Raw genomic sequence first — 16442 nt, forward strand, 5'->3', positions numbered from 1 at the left:
CACCCCGCTGAGTCCCCGGCGACAGGTGAGCCGACCACATGCCCCCTGAGAATCGCCCGGCCGCCCCGCTGGGTGGCCAGCGAAAGGTGAGCCGACCATAAACCCCCTGAGGATCGCCAACTGCAGCGGCTTCTACGGCGACCGGCTGTCGGCCGCCCGCGAGATGGTCGAGGGCGGCCCGATCGACGTGCTGACCGGCGACTGGCTGGCCGAGCTGACCATGCTCATCCTGGCCGGCAACCGGCTCAAGGGCCGCCCCGGCTACGCCCCGACGTTCCTGCGCCAGCTTGAGGACGTTCTCGGCCCCTGCCTGGATCGCGGCATCAAGATCGTGACGAACGCGGGCGGCCTGGACCCGGCCGGCTGCGCCGAAGCCGTGCACGAGCTGGCCGCCAGGCTCGGCCTGTCCCCCAAGGTCGCCCACGTGACCGGCGACGACCTCACCGGCCGCGACCTCGACCTGGTGAACGCCGACACCGGCGAACGACTGCGGGCCACGCCGCTGACCGCCAACGCCTACCTGGGCGGCCGTCCCATCGCCGCCGCCCTGTCGGCGGGCGCCGACGTGGTGGTCACCGGCCGCGTCACGGACGCGGCGCTGGTGACCGGGCCGGGCATCTGGCGGTACGGATGGCAGCCGGACGACCTGGACCCGCTGGCGGGCTCGGTGGTCGCCGGCCACATCATCGAATGCGGCTGCCAGGCCACCGGCGGCAACTACGCCTTCTTCCAGGACGTGCCCGACCTGGCGCACTGCGGCTTCCCCCTCGCCGAGTTGCACCCCGACGGCTCCAGCGTCATCACCAAGCATCCCGGCACCGGCGGCCTGGTCTCGATCGGCACGGTCACGGCCCAGCTCCTCTACGAGATCGCCTCGCCGCGCTATGCCGGCCCTGACGTGGTGGCCCGCTTCGACACGATCAGCCTGGCCGACGACGGCCCCGACCGGGTACGCGTCTCCGGCGTACGCGGCGAGCCCCCGCCCGGCACCCTCAAGGTCGCCGTCAACTACCTGGCCGGGTATCGCAACACCATGACCCTCGTCCTGACCGGCCTGGACCTGGCGGCCAAGGCCCGCGTGGCCGAGGAGGCGATCTGGGCCCGGATTCCCAAGGACTCCTTCGACGAGGTGGACGTCACGCTGACGGACTCCGGCCTGCTGCGGATCACCGTCATGGACGCCGACCGGAACGTGGCCGGACGCGCCTTCTCCGCCGCCGTGGTGGAGACGGGGCTGGCCAGCTACCCGGGCTTCTACGGCCTGACCCCACCGGGCGCCGCCTCCCCGTACGGCGTCTACTGGCCGGTCCTGATACCCGCCGCCGAGGTGCTCCCCCAGGTCTTCCTGAACGGCGAGCCCGTCCCACCGACCTTCCCCCTGAACGGCGAGCCCGTCACTCTCGCCGACACCTCTGCTGCGCGCGGGAGCGTGCCGCCCGAAAGCGCCCGCGAGCTGCCCCTACCTCCCGACGGGCGGCTCGCCCGCGTCCCGCTGGGGCGGGTCGTCGGAGCGCGCTCGGGTGACAAGGGCGGCAACGCCAACCTGGGCGTCTGGACCACCACTCCGGAGCAGTACGCCTGGCTGGCGGGCCACCTCACCACCGAACGCCTGAAGGACCTGCTCCCGGCCCTGGCCCCGCACCACGTCGACCGCTACGAGCTGCCCAACCTCAACGCGCTCAACTTCGTCGTCCACGGCCTCCTCGGCAGAGGCGTGGCCGCCAGCCCTCGCATGGACCCCCAGGCCAAGGCCCTCGGCGAAGAGCTGCGCGCCCAGCCGGTGGACCTACCGGAGTCCCTGCTGCCCCAAGGCCCCGGCCACCTTTGAGACCCGCGTTGAGACCGTGACCACCAGGGCGAGCCGGGCTACGGACGTGCCGCTGGGAACGGCCGAGCTCAGGGGCGGGCCAGGGCGCGGAAGCCCAGGAGGCCCGCTCCGAGCAGCCCCGCGTCCGGCCCCAGCTCTGAAACGCGGACCGTGGGAGCGGGGCGGAAGGCCAGCCGGGCGGCGAGCCGCTCCCGCAGGGGGTCGAGGAGCAGGTCGCCCGCCTGCGCGAGGCCGCCGCCGATGACGATCAGCGCCGGGTCCAGCAGCAGCGTGTACGTGGCCAGGGCCAGCGCCAGCGCCTCCACCGCCTCGCCCCACACCGTGACGGCCCGAGGATCACCCGCTCTCACCCGCGAGGCGACGTCGGCGGCCGAGGTCTCGCCGCAACGGCTCGCGATGGCCGACGCCGACGCGTACGCGGCCAGGCACCCGCGCTGCCCGCACAAGCACGGCAAGCCGTCGGGCCAGACCGGAATATGCCCGATCTGCCCGGCCCATCCCCCGGCCCCGCCGTACAACGAGCCCGCCAGGACGAGCGCACCCGCGATCCCCGTCCCGACCGGCATGAACAGAACGTGACCCGCCACCTTCCCGCCCGACCGGGCTCGCACCCCGTCCTCCCCCGCCGCACCCCCGTACGCCAACTCCGCCTCACCGGCGGCCCGCACGTCGTGGCCCAGGGCGACGGGAAGGGCCACCCGGGTGAACGCCTCGGCGGGTACGTCCTTCCAGCCGAAGGCGGCCGAGTAGACGGCGCGTTCCGGGGTGACCAGGCCGGGCACGGCGAGGCCGACCGCCTCGGGGCGCACCTGGACGCCGTGCAGCGTGCGGGGGCGTGCCAGGTCCGTGACGAAGGCCGAGATGGCGGCGATCACCGCGGCGGGGCCCTCGACTCGGGGGGTGGGCCGGCGCTCGGCGTACAGGATCGTCCCGTCCTGAGTGATCAGCCCGCCCTTCATGGTCGTGCCACCGACGTCCACCGCCACCACGCACCGCATCCCCTCATGATCCACGAGAATCGCGCCGAGCGCGGAGGCGGGCAACAAACACGTTGAGCGCGGAGCCGGGCGTGGTGAAGCATGTGACGCATGAACGTGCGCCGGCTCACCCTCGCTGACCTTGACGACTGTGGCCGGCTGGCCAAGGACCGGGAGTGGCTGCCCGAGACGCGCAAGTGGGCGCTGCTGTTCGAGGTCGGTGAGGTTTACGGCGTCGACGCGCCCGACGGCGACGGGCTGGCCTCGACGACCGTGCTGACCCGCTACGGCACCGGCCACGCCGTGATCAGCATGGTCCTCACCGCCTCCCGGTACGGCCGGCGCGGCCTGGCCCGGGGCCTGATGGAGCACGTGCTGGCGCGGGCCGGGGACCGGGTGGTGTCGCTGCACGCGACCGAGAACGGCCGGCCGCTGTACGAGACGCTCGGGTTCCGCACGGTCGGCCGGGTCGCCAAGCGCACCGGCGTCTTCCGTGGCGAGCCCTCCGGCCGGACGCGGGCCGCCACCGAGGCGGACCTCGGGGAGATCGTGGCGCTGGACGCCGAGCTGTTCGGCACCGACAGGTCGCCGCTGCTGCGGCGCATGTTCGCCTTCGGCGAGCAGGTACGGGTCGCCGAAGGCGGCTTCGGTCACTGCTGGCGCAACGATGACAACGTGGTCGTCGGGCCCGTCGTGGCGCGCGACGAGGAGACGGCCAGGGCGCTGATCGGCGACCTGGCGCTGCACGCGGGCGGCGAGGTGCGGCTGGACCTCGATCTGGCCAAGGACGACCTGGTGCGGTGGGCTGACGAGCACGGGATCGGCAGCCCGTGGGAGGTGTCGCTGATGGTGCGCGGCGGCGAGCTGCCGGGCGACCGGTCGCGGCAGTACCTCCCGTTCATGCAGGCCCTGGGCTGACCGGGCAGGCCCTGGGTTGACCGGCCGAACCGGGCGAACGTAAGGTCAGCCGCTGGTATTTCGTCCGGTTGAAAGGCAGTTCATGACCTCCACGCATATCGACGTGAGCGCCGTCGATCTGGCGGCACTCGGCGCCTGGATGGACGCTCAGGGGCTGCCCGAGGGTGAGATCACCGGCGTGGCTCCGGTCCTGGGCGGCACCCAGAACGTCATGGTGCGCTTCGAGCGCGGCGGCAGGCCGTACATCCTGCGCAGGCCGCCCCTGCACGCCCGGCCGAAGAGCAACGACGTGCTGCGCCGTGAGGCGCGGGTGCTGGCCGCGCTGCGGGACACGCCGGTCGCGGCGCCCAGACTCGTGGCGGCGCAGACCGAGGTGCAGTCGGAGCTGGAGCCGGTCTTCTATCTGATGGAGCCGGTCGACGGGTTCAACGCCTCGATGGGGCTGCCCGAGCCGCACGCCTCCGACCCGGCGATCCGCCACCGGATGGCGCTGGAGGCTGCCTCGGCGCTGGCCGTGCTGGGACAGGTCGATCCGGACGTGCTGCCCGGTTTCGGCCGGCCGGAGGGGTTCCTGGAGCGTCAGGTGCCGCGCTGGCTCAGGGAGCTCGACTCCTACGGCCGGCTCGACGGCTATCCGGGGCCGGACATCCCCGGTCTGCGGGAGACGGCCGCGTGGCTCGACGCCAACCGGCCGGCCGCCTTCACGCCGGGGGTCATGCACGGCGACTATCACTTCGCGAACCTGCTGTACGCCCACGACGGGCCCAGGGTGGCGGCCATCGTGGACTGGGAGATGTGCACGATCGGCGATCCGCTGCTCGATCTCGGCTGGCTGCTGGCCGTCCTGCCGTTGAGCGAGGCGCAGATCCCCGGCCTGGCGTCGCCGCGCGAGATCGTCGACCGCTACGCGGCGCTGTCGGAGCGGGACCTGTCGGCGATCGACTGGTATGCGGTGATGGCCTGTTTCAAGCTCGGCATCGTGCTGGAGGGCACGTACGCGCGGGCGTTCGCGGGCAAGGCGCCCAAGGACCTCGGCGACGCGCTGCACGCCACCACGCTGAGCCTTTTCGAGCGCGCGGGAACCATCATGCGTGACTCCCTTTAGCCATAGTGCCCGAAATATTATGACTTTTTACGCAACATGATCACAGCTCGTGCTTTGCCTCGTACAATTGCGCGCAATTGCAGTTGTCTTCGGGGAAGGATCGTCATGCGCATGCGGTTCCTGGGGTCGACATCAGAGGCGGGCGCCTGCCCCACCCTGTACGAAACCGACCGGGGCACGATCGTCGTACAGGGCCTCCGGCTAACGGACGCCGAGGCCCTCGCGGACTTACGCGACATCCTCGACGGCGAGACCGCGGTCGAGGTGCCGCGCGAATTACTCACCGAGATCGCCCGCCAAGTCCTGCGCGACGATTCGGCAACCGCTTTCCCTGGTAGGAGCCCCGCATCCGGTTGATCACGATTGTCGGGTCAAGGCTGGCATGACCCCCGTGAGCGGTTTAGCCTCGTGCGGCGTGACGTCCTTTCAGCAGGCTCGCATGGACCTCGGCGGCCAGCTCCGGCAACTGCGCGAGGCGGCCCGGCTCTCGGGCAAGGACCTGGCCGAAAGGCTGCGCTGGCAGCCCTCCAAGGTCTCCCGCCTGGAGAACGCGCGGCAGACCGCGACGGAGGACGACGTCGTGGTCTGGGCCCAGGCCGTACGAGCCACCGCCGAGACGACGGACGGCCTGATCACCCAGGCCCTCGCACTGCAGGAGCGGCACGACGGCTGGAAGCAGCGGCACCGCAGCGGCCTGGCCGCCATCCAGGAGGACATGCGCGATCTGGAGGCGCGGACCAGGCTCTTCCGGGCGTTCGAGCCGGCCGTCATGGTCGGCCTGCTGCAGACGTCCGAGTACGCCCGGCATGTCTTCCGCAAGGTCAAGCGCCTCTACAGCGCCGCCGACCAGATCGACGCGGCGGTGCGGGTGCGGATGCAGCGCCAGGAGATCCTCTACGACCGGACCCGGACGTTCAGGTTCGTGATCTCGGAGACGGTGCTGCACACCCGACTGACCCCCGTCGACGTGATGCGCGGCCAGCTCGACCGGCTGCTGGCCGTGAGCACCCTGCCGAACGTGGAGTTCGGCGTGATCCCGTTCACGCGGGAGCTGCCGTCGGCGCCCATGCACGGCTTCTGGATCTACAACGACGCGATGGTGGGGGTGGGCACCATGACCAAGGAGCTGGTCATGCGCGACCCCGATGACATCGCCTTTTACGCACGAGCCTTCGACGATTACACAAAGGTAGCGAAGTTTGCAGAAGAGGGACGTGATGTCATCATTCGCGTCCTTGACGAATACCGCAAACAATCCTCACATTAATCTCGCAATTGCTTGCCCCCCGCCGCAAGATCGTGAAATTCTGGCGCGAGACGGAGGTGACGCATGATGCTGGACACCGCGCTCTGCCTCGAGCGATTCGCGTGGTTCATCGGACGGCACGCTGACTTGTCCGTGGAAGCGCTGGCACTCGCCAGCGACCCGGCATACGTGTCCGTGCGCAATCGTTTCTCCGCCACACTCATGGAAAGCGTGACGTGCTCGGAGAACGGAAGTTTCGTCACCTCCTGGGGATACCGGCTGGGCAGCACCGACGACGTGGAGTCCGCCGCCGCCCGCCTGGCCTTCCTCCTCGCCGCCATGCCCGCCTGACCTGCGCTCAGCCGGACGCCTGCGGCCTTCCCGGCAGCCTCATCGTCGCGATGGTGCCCCCACCGGCCGCGTTGTCCAGGCTGACCACTCCGTCGGCCTCCGCCGCCGCCTGCGCGACGATCGCGAGCCCCAGGCCCGATCCGGGCAGGGAACGCGCCGACGGGGAGCGCCAGAAGCGCTCGAAGACATGCGGCAGCTCGTCCTCGGCGATGCCCGGCCCGTGGTCGCGGACCGTCAGCACGCCCTCGCGCAGCGCCACCTCGACCTCGCGGCCGGGGCTGAACTTGGCGGCGTTGTCGATGAGGTTGAGCACGGCCCGTTCGAGGGAGGTGGCGCTGCCGACGACGTACCACGGCGACAGCTCGGTGCTGACCTCGGCGCCGCGCAGCCTGGCGCGTTCCACGGCGGCCGTGACGACCTCGTGCAGGGGCAGCTCGACGTGCGGCTCGTGGTCGGTGTCGCCCCGGGCGAGCTGCAGCAGGTCGCCGACCAGCGTGGTGAGCTCGGCGAACTGCGCCTTCACGTTCACCAGCAGGCGCTCCTTGGCGCCCGGGTCGAGGCTGCGGCCGGTCTGCTCACTGCGCAGCAGCAGGTCGATGTTGGTACGCAGGGTGGTGAGCGGGGTGCGCAGCTCGTGTCCCGCGTCGGCGACGAGCTGCTGCTGGCGGACCCGGGAGCCGGCCAGGGCGGCGGTCATCGCGTTGAAGGAGGCGCTCAGCCGGGCGATCTCGTCGGTGCCCTCCACCGGGATGCGGGTGTTGAGATCCTCGGTCTGCGCGATGTGCTCGACCGCCCTGGTCAGGCGGCCCACCGGGCGCAGCGCCGCCCGCGAGACGAGCAGCCCGGCCGTCGCGGCGACGAGCACCCCGAGCGCCGCGACGATCACCAGCATGACCGACACCCGCCGAAGTGTGCTGCGCAGCTCGTGCAGGGGCCTGGCGATCACGAACGCGGCGTTCTGGTCGACGTTCTTGACCAGCACGCGGATGGGCTTGCCGTTGTCGGCGAAGCCGTCATAGACCTCCTCCTGCCCCCGATAGCCGGCCGCGATCTTCCTCTCCCGATAGGTGACCTTGATCGCGGTGTTGCCCATGACGCACCGGGTGCCGTCCGGGTAGACGATCTGCATGGGCTCGGGGAAGGGCGCGTAGTCGCCGGCCGTGGTGCTGACCGGGTTCGGCGAGCACTCCTTCACGGCCTTGTCCAGCAGGGACCACGGCACGCGGATGTCCCTGAGCGACTCGTTGAGCTGCCACGACAACTCCCGCTGGACGAAGTACCAGCAGCCCACCGCCGAGACGGCGACCGCGATCGCCACCGCCGCCGCGACCAGCAGGGTGAGCCGCGAGCGCATGCTGCGACCCCTCACGTGGCGCCTCTGAGCACATAGCCGACGCCCCGCACGGTATGGATCAGCCGGGACTGGTCGCCGGCCTCCGTCTTACGCCGCAGGTACATCACGTACACGTCCAGGGAGTTGGACGACGGCTCGAAGTCGAACCCCCACACCTCGGCCAGAATCTGGTCCCGCGTCAGCACCTGGCGCGGGTGTGCCAGGAACAGCTCCAGCAGCAGGTATTCGGTCCTGGTGAGGTCCAGGCGCCGCGCACCCCTGGTGACCTCCCTGGTCGCCGGATCCATCTTCAGGTCGCCGAAGGACAGCGTCGGCTCGGGCTCGCCGGCGCTCAACGCACCGCGCCGCAGCAGCGCCCGTACGCGGGCCAGCAGCTCGTCCAGCTCGAACGGCTTCACCAGGTAGTCGTCGGCCCCCGCGTCCAGGCCCGACACCCGGTCACCGACGGCGTCGCGGGCGGTCAGCATGAGCACGGGCACGTGGTCACCCGCCGCCCTGAGCCTGCGGCAGGCGGTCAGCCCGTCGAGCCGGGGCATCATGACATCGAGCAGCACCGCGTCGTACGGGGTGCGCGCCAGCTCCTCCAGCGCCGCCTGCCCGTCGTTGGCGGTGACGACCTGGTAACCCTCGAACTCCAGGCTCGACTGCAGCGCCTCGCGCAGCGCGGGCTCGTCGTCCACCACCAGCAACCGGGCCAGCTCACTCATGCCCCAACGCTAGAGCAACATTCTGAGAACACGATGAAGGGGCCGCATCGCCATAGATTCGCCGCCTCGGTCGCATCTAAGGAGGTGAGACCAGAGGAGGCCTCTTGCATTTCGATCACCAAAGCGAGTTCGCCGAGTTCGTGGCGGCTCGTTCGGGCAGCCTGATCAGGCTGGCCTATGTCCTGACCGGTGACCAGCACGCGGCCGAGGACCTGCTGCAGACCGCTCTGGCGAAGACCGCAGGCCGCTGGCGTAAGATTCGCTCCGCCCCTGAGGCGTACGTGCGGCGGGTGATGTACCACGAGCAGGTCAGCCGATGGCGCAGCCCTCGGTGGGGTCGTGAGCACACGGCGGCGAGTCTCCCCGACCGGCCGGAGACGGAGCGCCCCGACGAGATCGAGACCCGCGTCACCATGCAGCAGGCCCTGTTGGCTCTCCCGGCCCGCAAGCGCGCGGTCCTGGTGCTGCGCTATTACGAGGACCTGTCCGAATCGGAAGTCGCGAAGATCATGGGCTGCTCGATCGGGACCGTACGCAGCCAGACCCATCAGGCCGTCACCCGGCTGCGCGAACTGATCGGCCGACCCGTCACCCTGGAGGCCTGAAGTGAACCTGGACGAGCGGAACATCGCCGAGGAGCTCCTCCTGCTGGCCGACCGGGCACAGCCGGTCCATCCCGGTTCCTACATCGACAGAGCTGTCACCAGCTCCGCGCGCCGCCGCAGGGTGTCCTATTCCGTAGCAGCGCTGGCCGTCGCATGCCTGGCGGGCGTGGTCGTCGTGTACCCGATGACGCGAGACCTCCCCGCGACGGGAGAGCGCGACACCGCCGCCGAGGTGATCGAGCTACCGGACAACACCCCGCAACAGGCACAGATGGTACGCGACTGTATGCCGGAGGGCGGCCCTGTGCACAACATGGACCCCAGCCGGCGGATGCCCGGGCAGGGCGGCGTCGACGACTTCCACGTGCTGGCTCAGTACACCGACGGCGAGGGTTCGACGGCACTCCTCGGCAGTACGGCCGGGTTCGCCTTCTGCACACCGGTGAAGAAGGGGGAACTGGGCGAGCCTGCGGTATTCACGCACTGGGGCAACAAGGCTCCCGGCGACCTGGCCGCGGGCCTGACGGGCGACCTCACCGTGGACGCGTACGTGATGCAAACGGACGGGCGCGCCATACGCGACGAACAGGCGAAGAAGGGGTATTTCCGCGTCGTGGCCGGGCGTGTCACCCCGGAAGTGCGGCGGGTGACGATCGAATGGGCGCCTGGGCGGCCGGCTGAGGCCCAGGTGGCGAACGGGTTCTTCATCGGACGGATCCCCGCGACGCACCGCTCGGATCCGCGCGGCCGCAGGGACGCGCTCGGCAAGCCCTGGCGGATCGCCGACACCCCGCCCGTCACCGTAACCGCCTATGACGAGGCGGGCGCGGTCGCCGGGCAGGTGCGGAACGTCACCTTCCTGTGGACGGGCTCAGGCCACAAGGACTGACCGCCTTGACGGGCGGGGGGCGGCTGCGCGGGGATGCGAGCATCTTTACGGAGCGCGGCGGGGCAAGCCTCATACTGGCAGGCACCTCCCGTCCCCCAGCATCCCGAGGCCGCCCCATGCCCCTCACGTCCGCTCGTGTCCGGCGGCTGCCTCTGGTACTGGCCGCGGTGGTGCCGGTCGCCCTGGTCGTCTCCGGCATCCAGCCCCACGACCGGTTCACCTGGTTCCTGGAGATCTTCTGGGTGGCCGGCGGGCTGCCGTTGGTGGTGGTGACATGGCGGCGTTTCCCGCTCACCACCCTGCTGTGCTGCCTGCTCGCCGTACACGCGCTGGTCCTGATCGTCGGCGGGGCCTACACCTACGCCCGGGTCCCGTTCGGGTACTGGCTGCAGGACCTGCTGGACCTGTCGCGCAACCCGTACGACCGCATCGGCCATCTGATGCAGGGCTTCGTCCCGGCCATCCTGGTCCGCGAACTGCTGGTGCGGACCTCCCCGCTGCGCGGCAGCGCCTGGCTGGCCCCGCTGACCGTCTCCGTCTGCCTGGCCTTCAGCGCCTTCTTCGAGATGCTGGAGTGGTGGGCCGCGCTGGCCGCCGGAGAGGCGGCCGACGCGTTCCTGGCCGTTCAGGGGGACCAGTGGGACACCCAGTGGGACATGGCCTGCGCGCTCATCGGGGCGATCACCGCGCTCCTGCTGTTCAGCCGCCTGCACGACCGCCAACTCGCCCGCCTGAACGCCTCCACCCGCACGACCGGCAACTCGCCCGCCTGAACGCCTCCACCCGCACGACCGGCGACTCGCCCGCCTGAACGCCGCCGCGCCGGCCCGGTGACATCCCCCGGCGTCCGAGGGCTCAGCGCAGCAGTGCCATCGCCGCGTTGTGGCCGGGGATGCCGCTGACGCCGCCGCCTCTGCGGGCGGCCGCGCCGCACAACAGGATCCGCTCGTGCTCGGTCTCCACGCCCCAACCGCCCTCCTCCCCGTACGGCCAGCTCAGGTCGCGGTGGAAGATGTGGCCGCCGGGCAGGCCCGCCTCGTTCTCCAGGTCCACCGGGGACTTGGCCTCGACGCAGAGGGTGCCGTCGGGGGCGCGCAGGAGGCAGTCCTCGATGGGCTCGGCCAGGACCTGGTTCATGGACGCGAAGGTGGCACGAAGAGCCTCCTCCCTGGCCTCGTCCGGATTTTTCCGGAAAAGGCGGGCGGGCATGTGCAGGCCGAAGAGCGTCATCGTCTCCGCCTTGCCGCGTAGCTCCGGCCCGAGGATCGACGGGTCGGTCAGGGTGTGGCAGTAGACCTCGGCCGGGGGCAGCTCCGGGATCTCGCCCCGGGACGCCTGGGCGTAGGCCGTGGCGAGCTGGTCGCGGGACTCGTTGATGTGGAAGGTCCCGCTGAACGCCGCCGCCGGATCCACCCCGGTGTCCTTGAGCCGGGGCAGCCGGCTCAGCACCATGTTCACCTTGAGCTGCGCCCCCTCGGGCACGCCGGGCGTCCTGCCGAGCACCCGGTCGAACACCGCCGGCGGCAGGTTGACCAGCACATGCCCGCCGGTCACCGTGTGCTCCGCCTCATCCGCCGTACGGAAGGTGACCTCACCCGCCGGCGAGATGCCGATCACCTCCGCGCCGGTGACGATCTCCGCGCCGGCCTGCCTGGCGGCGGCCTCCAGCGCTCCGGAGACGGCGCCCATGCCGCCCACGGGGACGTTCCACACGCCCGTGCCGTCGCCGATGACGTGATAGAGGAAGCACCGGTTGGCCAGCAGGTCGGTGCCGGGGTCGGCGAACGTGCCGATCAGCGCGTCGGTGAGCACCACGCCGCGCACCGTGTCGTCGGCGAACCGCTCGTCCACCGTCTCCCCGATCGGCCGGGCGAACAGGTCCTGCCACGCCTGCGGCCCGACCAGCCGCTCGACCTCCCTGGCCGGGCGCAGCGGCTCCAGCAAGGTCGGGGCCAGGGTCTCGGCGACACGGGCGGTCATGGCGTAGAAGTCCCGCCAGGCCCGGTGGTCGGCGTCTCCGCCGGTGACCGTGCGGAAGGAGGCCGCCGTCCGTCCCTCGTCCTCGCCGTCGACGAGCAGGCCGGTGTCGCCGCAGGGCGCGTAGGAGGCGTAACGGCGCCCGCGCAGCTCCAGGCGGAGGCCCAGATCCTTGACGATCTTCGTGGGCAGCAGGCTGACCAGGTAGGAGTAGCGCGACAGCCGTACGTCCACGCCGGGGAAGGCGCGGGTGGAGATGGCCAGGCCCCCGGTGTGGCCCTGCCGCTCCAGCACCAGCACCCGCCGCCCGGCGCGGGCGAGGTAAGCGGCGGCGACCAGCCCGTTGTGGCCCCCACCGGCAACGACCACGTCATATGCACCCATTCATGCACCTTAGCGGCGAAGAACGTTCCACGTCAGGGAGGGACGACGGCGAAGAGCGTTCAACCCTCTGAGGGTAATGGCGGCGAAGAACGGCCACCGTCAGGGACGGCGGAGATCGTCAGGGGCGGCTGGCGATGGTCAGGAGGGTCGCGGCGGGGCCGGTCAGGGTGCGGCCGCGACGCCAGACGGCGCGCAGGCTCCTGACCAGGGTGTGCCCGGCCAGCGGCACCTCGACCAGCCGCCCGGTGGCCAGCTCCGCCTCGACCGCGTACCCGCTGATGACGGCCGGCGCCGCGCCCGCCTGGGCCGCGCCCTTGACCGCCGAGTTGGAGCCCAGCTCCAGGCGCGGGCTGGCCTGACGCAAGTCCCTGAACGCCACGTCCAGCGTCTCCCGGGTGCCCGACCCGGGCTCACGCACCACGAGCGCCGTCCCGGCCAGCTCCGCCCCTCTCAGCGCGGTACGGCGGCGCGTCCAGGGATGTCCGGGCGCCACCACGACCACCAGCCGGTCGGTGCCCACCACCCGGCTGGCCAACCCCTCGGGCACGTACGGACCCTCGACGAACCCCAGCTCCACCTCCTCGGCCAGCACCCGGGTCGCGACGTCGGCGGAGTTCACCACGTCCAGCCCCACCTGAACGTCCGGCTCCCGGTTCTGCAGCTCGCCGAGCCACCGGGGCACGAGGTACTCGGCCACCGTCATGCTCGCCGCCACCCGCAGGTGGGCGGCGCCGCCGTGGCGCACCGCCTCGGCGGCCCGCATGAGCTCCTGGGCGGCCGCGACCACGTGCGCCGCCCAGCCGGCCACCACCTTGCCCTCGTTGGTGAGCGTGGAGCCGCGGGGCGTCCGCTCCAGCAGCGACAGGCCGAGCCGGCGTTCGAGCTGGGCGATGCGCTTGCTCGCCGACGGCTGGGCGATGCCCGCCACCTTGGCCGCCCGCCCCAGGCTGCCCAGCTCGCCGACGTCGACCAGTAGCTTCAGCGAGTCCAGATCGGGCAGCGAGCTCATAGCCACAGGCTATGGGCTCACAGGCAACCCGTGGCTACCGGGGGCCTCCGGCCGCCCGAAGACTGGACATCGTGCTGCAAACCCCCTCTCGCAAGACGCACACCTCTGTCCTGCCCGGCCTGTTCGCGGCGGCCATGGCGGTGGTACTCGCGCTGGCCGTACACGCGGTGCTGCCCGTGCTCAGCCCGGCGGTGGTGGCGGTGGCGGCGGGCGCGGCCCTGGCCGCGTCCGGGGGCGTCGGCGAGAGACTGCTGCCCGGCCTGCGGCTGGTGTCCAAGCGGGTGTTACGCGTCGCGATCGTCCTGCTCGGCCTGCGGATCTCGGTGCCCGAGGTGCTGGCCATGGGCTGGCGGACGGTGGTGATCGTGCTGGTGGCGACGGGCGTCACGTTCGTGGTCACGCCGCTGGTCGGCCGCCGCCTCGGCCTGTCCCCCGGCACCGGCCTGCTCGTCGCCACAGGGGTGTCCATCTGCGGCGCGGCCGCCATCGCGGCCATGCGCGACAGCGCGGGCGGCGACGACGAGGACGCGGCGAGCGCCCTCGGCGTGGTGGTCCTGTACGGCAGCGCCGCCATCGTCGCGGTGCCCCTGCTGGCGGCCTGGCTGGGCCTGTCACCGGCGCAGCTCGCGGTGTGGACGGGGGCGGCGGTGCACGAGGTGGCGCAGGTGGCCGCGATCGGCGCGGCCTCGGGCGTGCTCGCCGCGGCGGTCACCGTCAAACTGGGCCGGGTCATCCTGCTGGCCCCCATCGTCGCCCTGAGCGCGCGGGCCCGCCCCGGCGGCGGCCGGCCCCCCGTCGTCCCGCTCTTCGTCGCAGGGTTCCTGGCCATGGTGGCGCTGCGCGGCACCGGGCTCGTCCCCGAGTCCGTGACGGCGGCCGTGCCCCCGATCACCGACGTGCTGATGGCCGCCGCGCTGTTCGGGCTGGGCACCGGGATCGACGTGCGCAGACTGCTGAGCGGTGGGCGCGCTCTGCTGCTCGGCGGGATCGCCACCGGGCTCATCGGCGGGATCGCGCTGGTGGGGGCCGTGCTGCTGATCCCTTGATGAGTGGACGCGCACGCGGTCCCGCCGTAACCTCCTCAGTTTGGAACAAAGTCCGGGAAAGACATCGTTCTGACTGAGAATCATCGGGACCATTCGAGGAGCACGAAACCCACCATGCGCAGCGCCGCCGAGTCACACCTGCAGCCGTCCGACGAGGTCGCCGAGGCGCTGGCCACCGGTGCCCCCCTGGTGGCGCTGGAGTCCACGATCATCTCCCACGGGCTGCCGCAGCCGCGCAACCTGGAGGTCGCACGGGAGCTGGAGGAGATCGTACGAGCCGCCGGAGCGGTGCCCGCGACCATCGCCGTGCTCGACGGGGTGGCCAGGATCGGCCTGTCCGAGGTGGAGTTGGAGCGCGTGGCGAGCGAGTCCGGGCTGCGCAAGCTGGGACAGCGCGACCTGCCGGTGGCCTCGGCGCTCAAGGCGAGCGGCGCCACGACGGTGTCGGCGACGTCGTTCCTGGCCGCCCGCGCGGGCATCCGGGTCTTCGCCACCGGCGGTCTCGGCGGCGTGCACCGTGGCTGGACCGAGGAGCAGGACGAGTCCGCCGACCTCGACACGCTGGCCCGTACCCGGATCACGGTCGTCTGCGCCGGCGTCAAGTCGATCCTGGACGTGCCCGCGACCCTGCAGCGGCTGGAGACGCGCGGCGTGACCGTGGCCGGCTACCGGACCGACACCTTCCCCGGCTTCTACCTGAACTCCTCCGGCCTGCCCGTCGAGTGGCGGATCGAGTCGCCCGAGGACGCCGCCGCGATCATGCGCGGTCAGGACGCGTTCGGCGGCGACGAGAGCGCGCTGATCGTCGCCAACCCCGTCCCCGCCGACCAGCAGCTCGACCCCGCCTTGCACGACCGGGTGCTGGCCGAGGCGCTCGACGCCGCCGCCCGCGACGGCGTGACCGGGCAGGCGATCACCCCGTTCCTGCTCGGCTATCTGGTGCGCGGCACCTCCGGCGCCTCCCTGGAGGCCAACCTCGCCGCCGTACGCGGTAACACCGCCCTCGCGGCGCAGATCTCCCTAGCCTGGTCGCGATCGTGACCGGCAAGGGTCTCCTGGTCATAGGTGATGTCGTCACCGATGTGGTGGCCCTGCACGGCGCACCGGTCATGTCGGCCTCCGACATCGCCGCCGACATCGTGCTCCGGCCGGGCGGCTCCGGCGCGAACACCGCGTCCTGGGCCGCCCACCTGGGCGGCGAGGTCGGGCTGCTGGCCAGATGCGGATACGACAGCAGCGAGTGGCACATCGGCGAGCTGGTGAAGGCCGGCGTCCGGCCACACGTCCGCCTCGACGCCGACCATCCCACGGCGGTCGTCATCGCCATGGTGGATCGGACCGGCGAGCGATCCATGCTCACCAACCGGGGCGCGGGCGGGCTCATCTCCACCGACGACTGGGACGACGCCCTCCTCGACGGCGTCGCCCGCCTGCACGTGTCCGGTTACACGCTGTTCGGCGAGCCCGGCCTGCGCCTGGTCAGGCTGGCCATGGCCCAGGCCGTCGCCGCCGGGATCGCCATCAGCGTCGACCCGGCCTCCACCAGCCCGCTGCGCGAGTTCGGCGTCGAGCGCTTCCTGACCGAGATCGCGCCCGCCGAGCTGATCTTCCCCAATCGGGACGAGGCACTTCTGCTCACCGGCGCCGCCACCCCCGAACGCGCCGCCGAACTGCTCAGCGAGAGGTACGGCACGGCGGTGGTGAAGCTGGGGTCCCAAGGGGCGCTCGCGGCCACGGGCGGGCAGGTCGTCGCCAAGTCGGACCCGGCGCCGACGGAGATGGTGGACTCCACCGGAGCGGGCGACGCGTTCGCAGCGGGATATCTCACAGCCACCCTGACAGGTGCTGGCGAAAGGGCCGCTCTGGAGGCAGGTTGCCGTGCCGGTGCCGAATGCGTGGCCCTGGTTGGGGGTAGGCCACGATACGGTTTGGACGTGAAGCGTCTTTACCCTATTCGCACCGATTGATAGCTTGCCGCGTAGGCTGCACGAACGGCCACATACGTATCCAAGAGCACCATGCGGCTCACTGGGGAGGATAAGGTCC

At 71.5% G+C, this 16442-nt stretch carries 17 protein-coding genes; 12 read left to right on the plus strand and 5 right to left on the minus strand.

The window, feature by feature from the left end; genetic code table 11:
• Window positions 1-97: 97 nt before the first annotated feature.
• The gene (locus OHA68_RS41435; protein WP_327109619.1) at window positions 98-1828 is read left to right on the plus strand and encodes an acyclic terpene utilization AtuA family protein; all 1731 of its coding nucleotides are present in this window, start codon (window positions 98-100) and stop codon (window positions 1826-1828) included.
• A 68-nt stretch (window positions 1829-1896) separates the two neighbouring features.
• Here OHA68_RS41435 and OHA68_RS41440 read toward each other — a convergent pair whose 3' ends face one another.
• Window positions 1897-2826 carry an ROK family protein gene (locus tag OHA68_RS41440; protein ID WP_327105111.1) on the minus strand — a complete coding sequence of 310 codons (930 nt, stop codon included), beginning with the start codon at window positions 2824-2826 and terminating at the stop codon, window positions 1897-1899.
• 90 nt (window positions 2827-2916) lie between these two features.
• Between OHA68_RS41440 and OHA68_RS41445 the strand changes: the two genes are divergently transcribed.
• The 5 genes from OHA68_RS41445 to OHA68_RS41465 all read left to right on the plus strand — a co-directional run bounded on the left by OHA68_RS41445 (window position 2917) and on the right by OHA68_RS41465 (window position 6425).
• Complete coding sequence (locus OHA68_RS41445) at window positions 2917-3723, plus strand: GNAT family N-acetyltransferase (protein ID WP_327105112.1); 807 nt, start codon at window positions 2917-2919, stop codon at window positions 3721-3723.
• An 82-nt stretch (window positions 3724-3805) separates the two neighbouring features.
• Entirely contained in the window at window positions 3806-4828 is a 1023-nt protein-coding gene (locus tag OHA68_RS41450) for a phosphotransferase family protein (protein ID WP_327105113.1), read from the plus strand.
• A 105-nt stretch (window positions 4829-4933) separates the two neighbouring features.
• Window positions 4934-5185: a hypothetical protein gene (locus OHA68_RS41455; protein ID WP_327105115.1), complete on the plus strand. Its 252-nt coding sequence runs from the start codon at window positions 4934-4936 to the stop codon at window positions 5183-5185.
• A gap of 58 nt (window positions 5186-5243) precedes the next feature.
• Window positions 5244-6095: a helix-turn-helix domain-containing protein gene (locus OHA68_RS41460; protein ID WP_327105116.1), complete on the plus strand. Its 852-nt coding sequence runs from the start codon at window positions 5244-5246 to the stop codon at window positions 6093-6095.
• Between the two features lie 63 nt (window positions 6096-6158).
• Window positions 6159-6425: a hypothetical protein gene (locus tag OHA68_RS41465; RefSeq protein ID WP_327105117.1), complete on the plus strand. Its 267-nt coding sequence runs from the start codon at window positions 6159-6161 to the stop codon at window positions 6423-6425.
• A gap of 7 nt (window positions 6426-6432) precedes the next feature.
• On the opposite strand, the gene OHA68_RS41470 is transcribed toward OHA68_RS41465, so the two are convergent.
• Window positions 6433-7779: a sensor histidine kinase gene (locus OHA68_RS41470; protein ID WP_327105118.1), complete on the minus strand. Its 1347-nt coding sequence runs from the start codon at window positions 7777-7779 to the stop codon at window positions 6433-6435.
• An 11-nt stretch (window positions 7780-7790) separates the two neighbouring features.
• Entirely contained in the window at window positions 7791-8486 is a 696-nt protein-coding gene (locus tag OHA68_RS41475; RefSeq protein ID WP_327105119.1) for a response regulator transcription factor, read from the minus strand.
• Window positions 8487-8590: 104 nt separating this feature from the next.
• Between OHA68_RS41475 and OHA68_RS41480 the strand changes: the two genes are divergently transcribed.
• The 3 genes from OHA68_RS41480 (at window position 8591) to OHA68_RS41490 (ending at window position 10753) form a co-directional block, all read left to right on the plus strand.
• Window positions 8591-9091 (plus strand): SigE family RNA polymerase sigma factor, encoded by a 501-nt coding sequence (locus OHA68_RS41480; RefSeq protein WP_327105120.1) that lies wholly within the window; start codon window positions 8591-8593, stop codon window positions 9089-9091.
• 1 nt (window position 9092) lies between these two features.
• The gene (locus OHA68_RS41485) at window positions 9093-9980 is read left to right on the plus strand and encodes a hypothetical protein (RefSeq protein WP_327105121.1); all 888 of its coding nucleotides are present in this window, start codon (window positions 9093-9095) and stop codon (window positions 9978-9980) included.
• A 116-nt stretch (window positions 9981-10096) separates the two neighbouring features.
• The gene (locus OHA68_RS41490; protein ID WP_327105122.1) at window positions 10097-10753 is read left to right on the plus strand and encodes a DUF2238 domain-containing protein; all 657 of its coding nucleotides are present in this window, start codon (window positions 10097-10099) and stop codon (window positions 10751-10753) included.
• An 82-nt stretch (window positions 10754-10835) separates the two neighbouring features.
• On the opposite strand, the gene OHA68_RS41495 is transcribed toward OHA68_RS41490, so the two are convergent.
• Both OHA68_RS41495 and OHA68_RS41500 read right to left on the minus strand, forming a co-directional pair.
• Window positions 10836-12341, minus strand: coding sequence for a phytoene desaturase family protein (locus tag OHA68_RS41495; RefSeq protein WP_327105123.1), 1506 nt, complete (start codon window positions 12339-12341; stop codon window positions 10836-10838).
• A gap of 118 nt (window positions 12342-12459) precedes the next feature.
• Complete coding sequence (locus OHA68_RS41500) at window positions 12460-13350, minus strand: LysR family transcriptional regulator (RefSeq protein ID WP_327105124.1); 891 nt, start codon at window positions 13348-13350, stop codon at window positions 12460-12462.
• A gap of 71 nt (window positions 13351-13421) precedes the next feature.
• On the opposite strand from OHA68_RS41500, the gene OHA68_RS41505 reads away from it, so the two are divergent.
• The 3 genes from OHA68_RS41505 to OHA68_RS41515 all read left to right on the plus strand — a co-directional run bounded on the left by OHA68_RS41505 (window position 13422) and on the right by OHA68_RS41515 (window position 16363).
• The gene (locus tag OHA68_RS41505; protein ID WP_327105125.1) at window positions 13422-14396 is read left to right on the plus strand and encodes a YeiH family protein; all 975 of its coding nucleotides are present in this window, start codon (window positions 13422-13424) and stop codon (window positions 14394-14396) included.
• Window positions 14397-14510: 114 nt separating this feature from the next.
• Window positions 14511-15437: a pseudouridine-5'-phosphate glycosidase gene (locus OHA68_RS41510; RefSeq protein WP_327105126.1), complete on the plus strand. Its 927-nt coding sequence runs from the start codon at window positions 14511-14513 to the stop codon at window positions 15435-15437.
• Window positions 15434-16363 carry a carbohydrate kinase family protein gene (locus OHA68_RS41515; RefSeq protein WP_327105127.1) on the plus strand — a complete coding sequence of 310 codons (930 nt, stop codon included), beginning with the start codon at window positions 15434-15436 and terminating at the stop codon, window positions 16361-16363. The genes OHA68_RS41510 and OHA68_RS41515 overlap by 4 nt, the downstream gene beginning before the upstream one ends.
• Window positions 16364-16442: the final 79 nt, after the last annotated feature.

This window comes from Nonomuraea glycinis (genome assembly GCF_035920485.1).
GTDB classification, from domain to species: Bacteria; Actinomycetota; Actinomycetes; order Streptosporangiales; family Streptosporangiaceae; genus Nonomuraea; species Nonomuraea glycinis.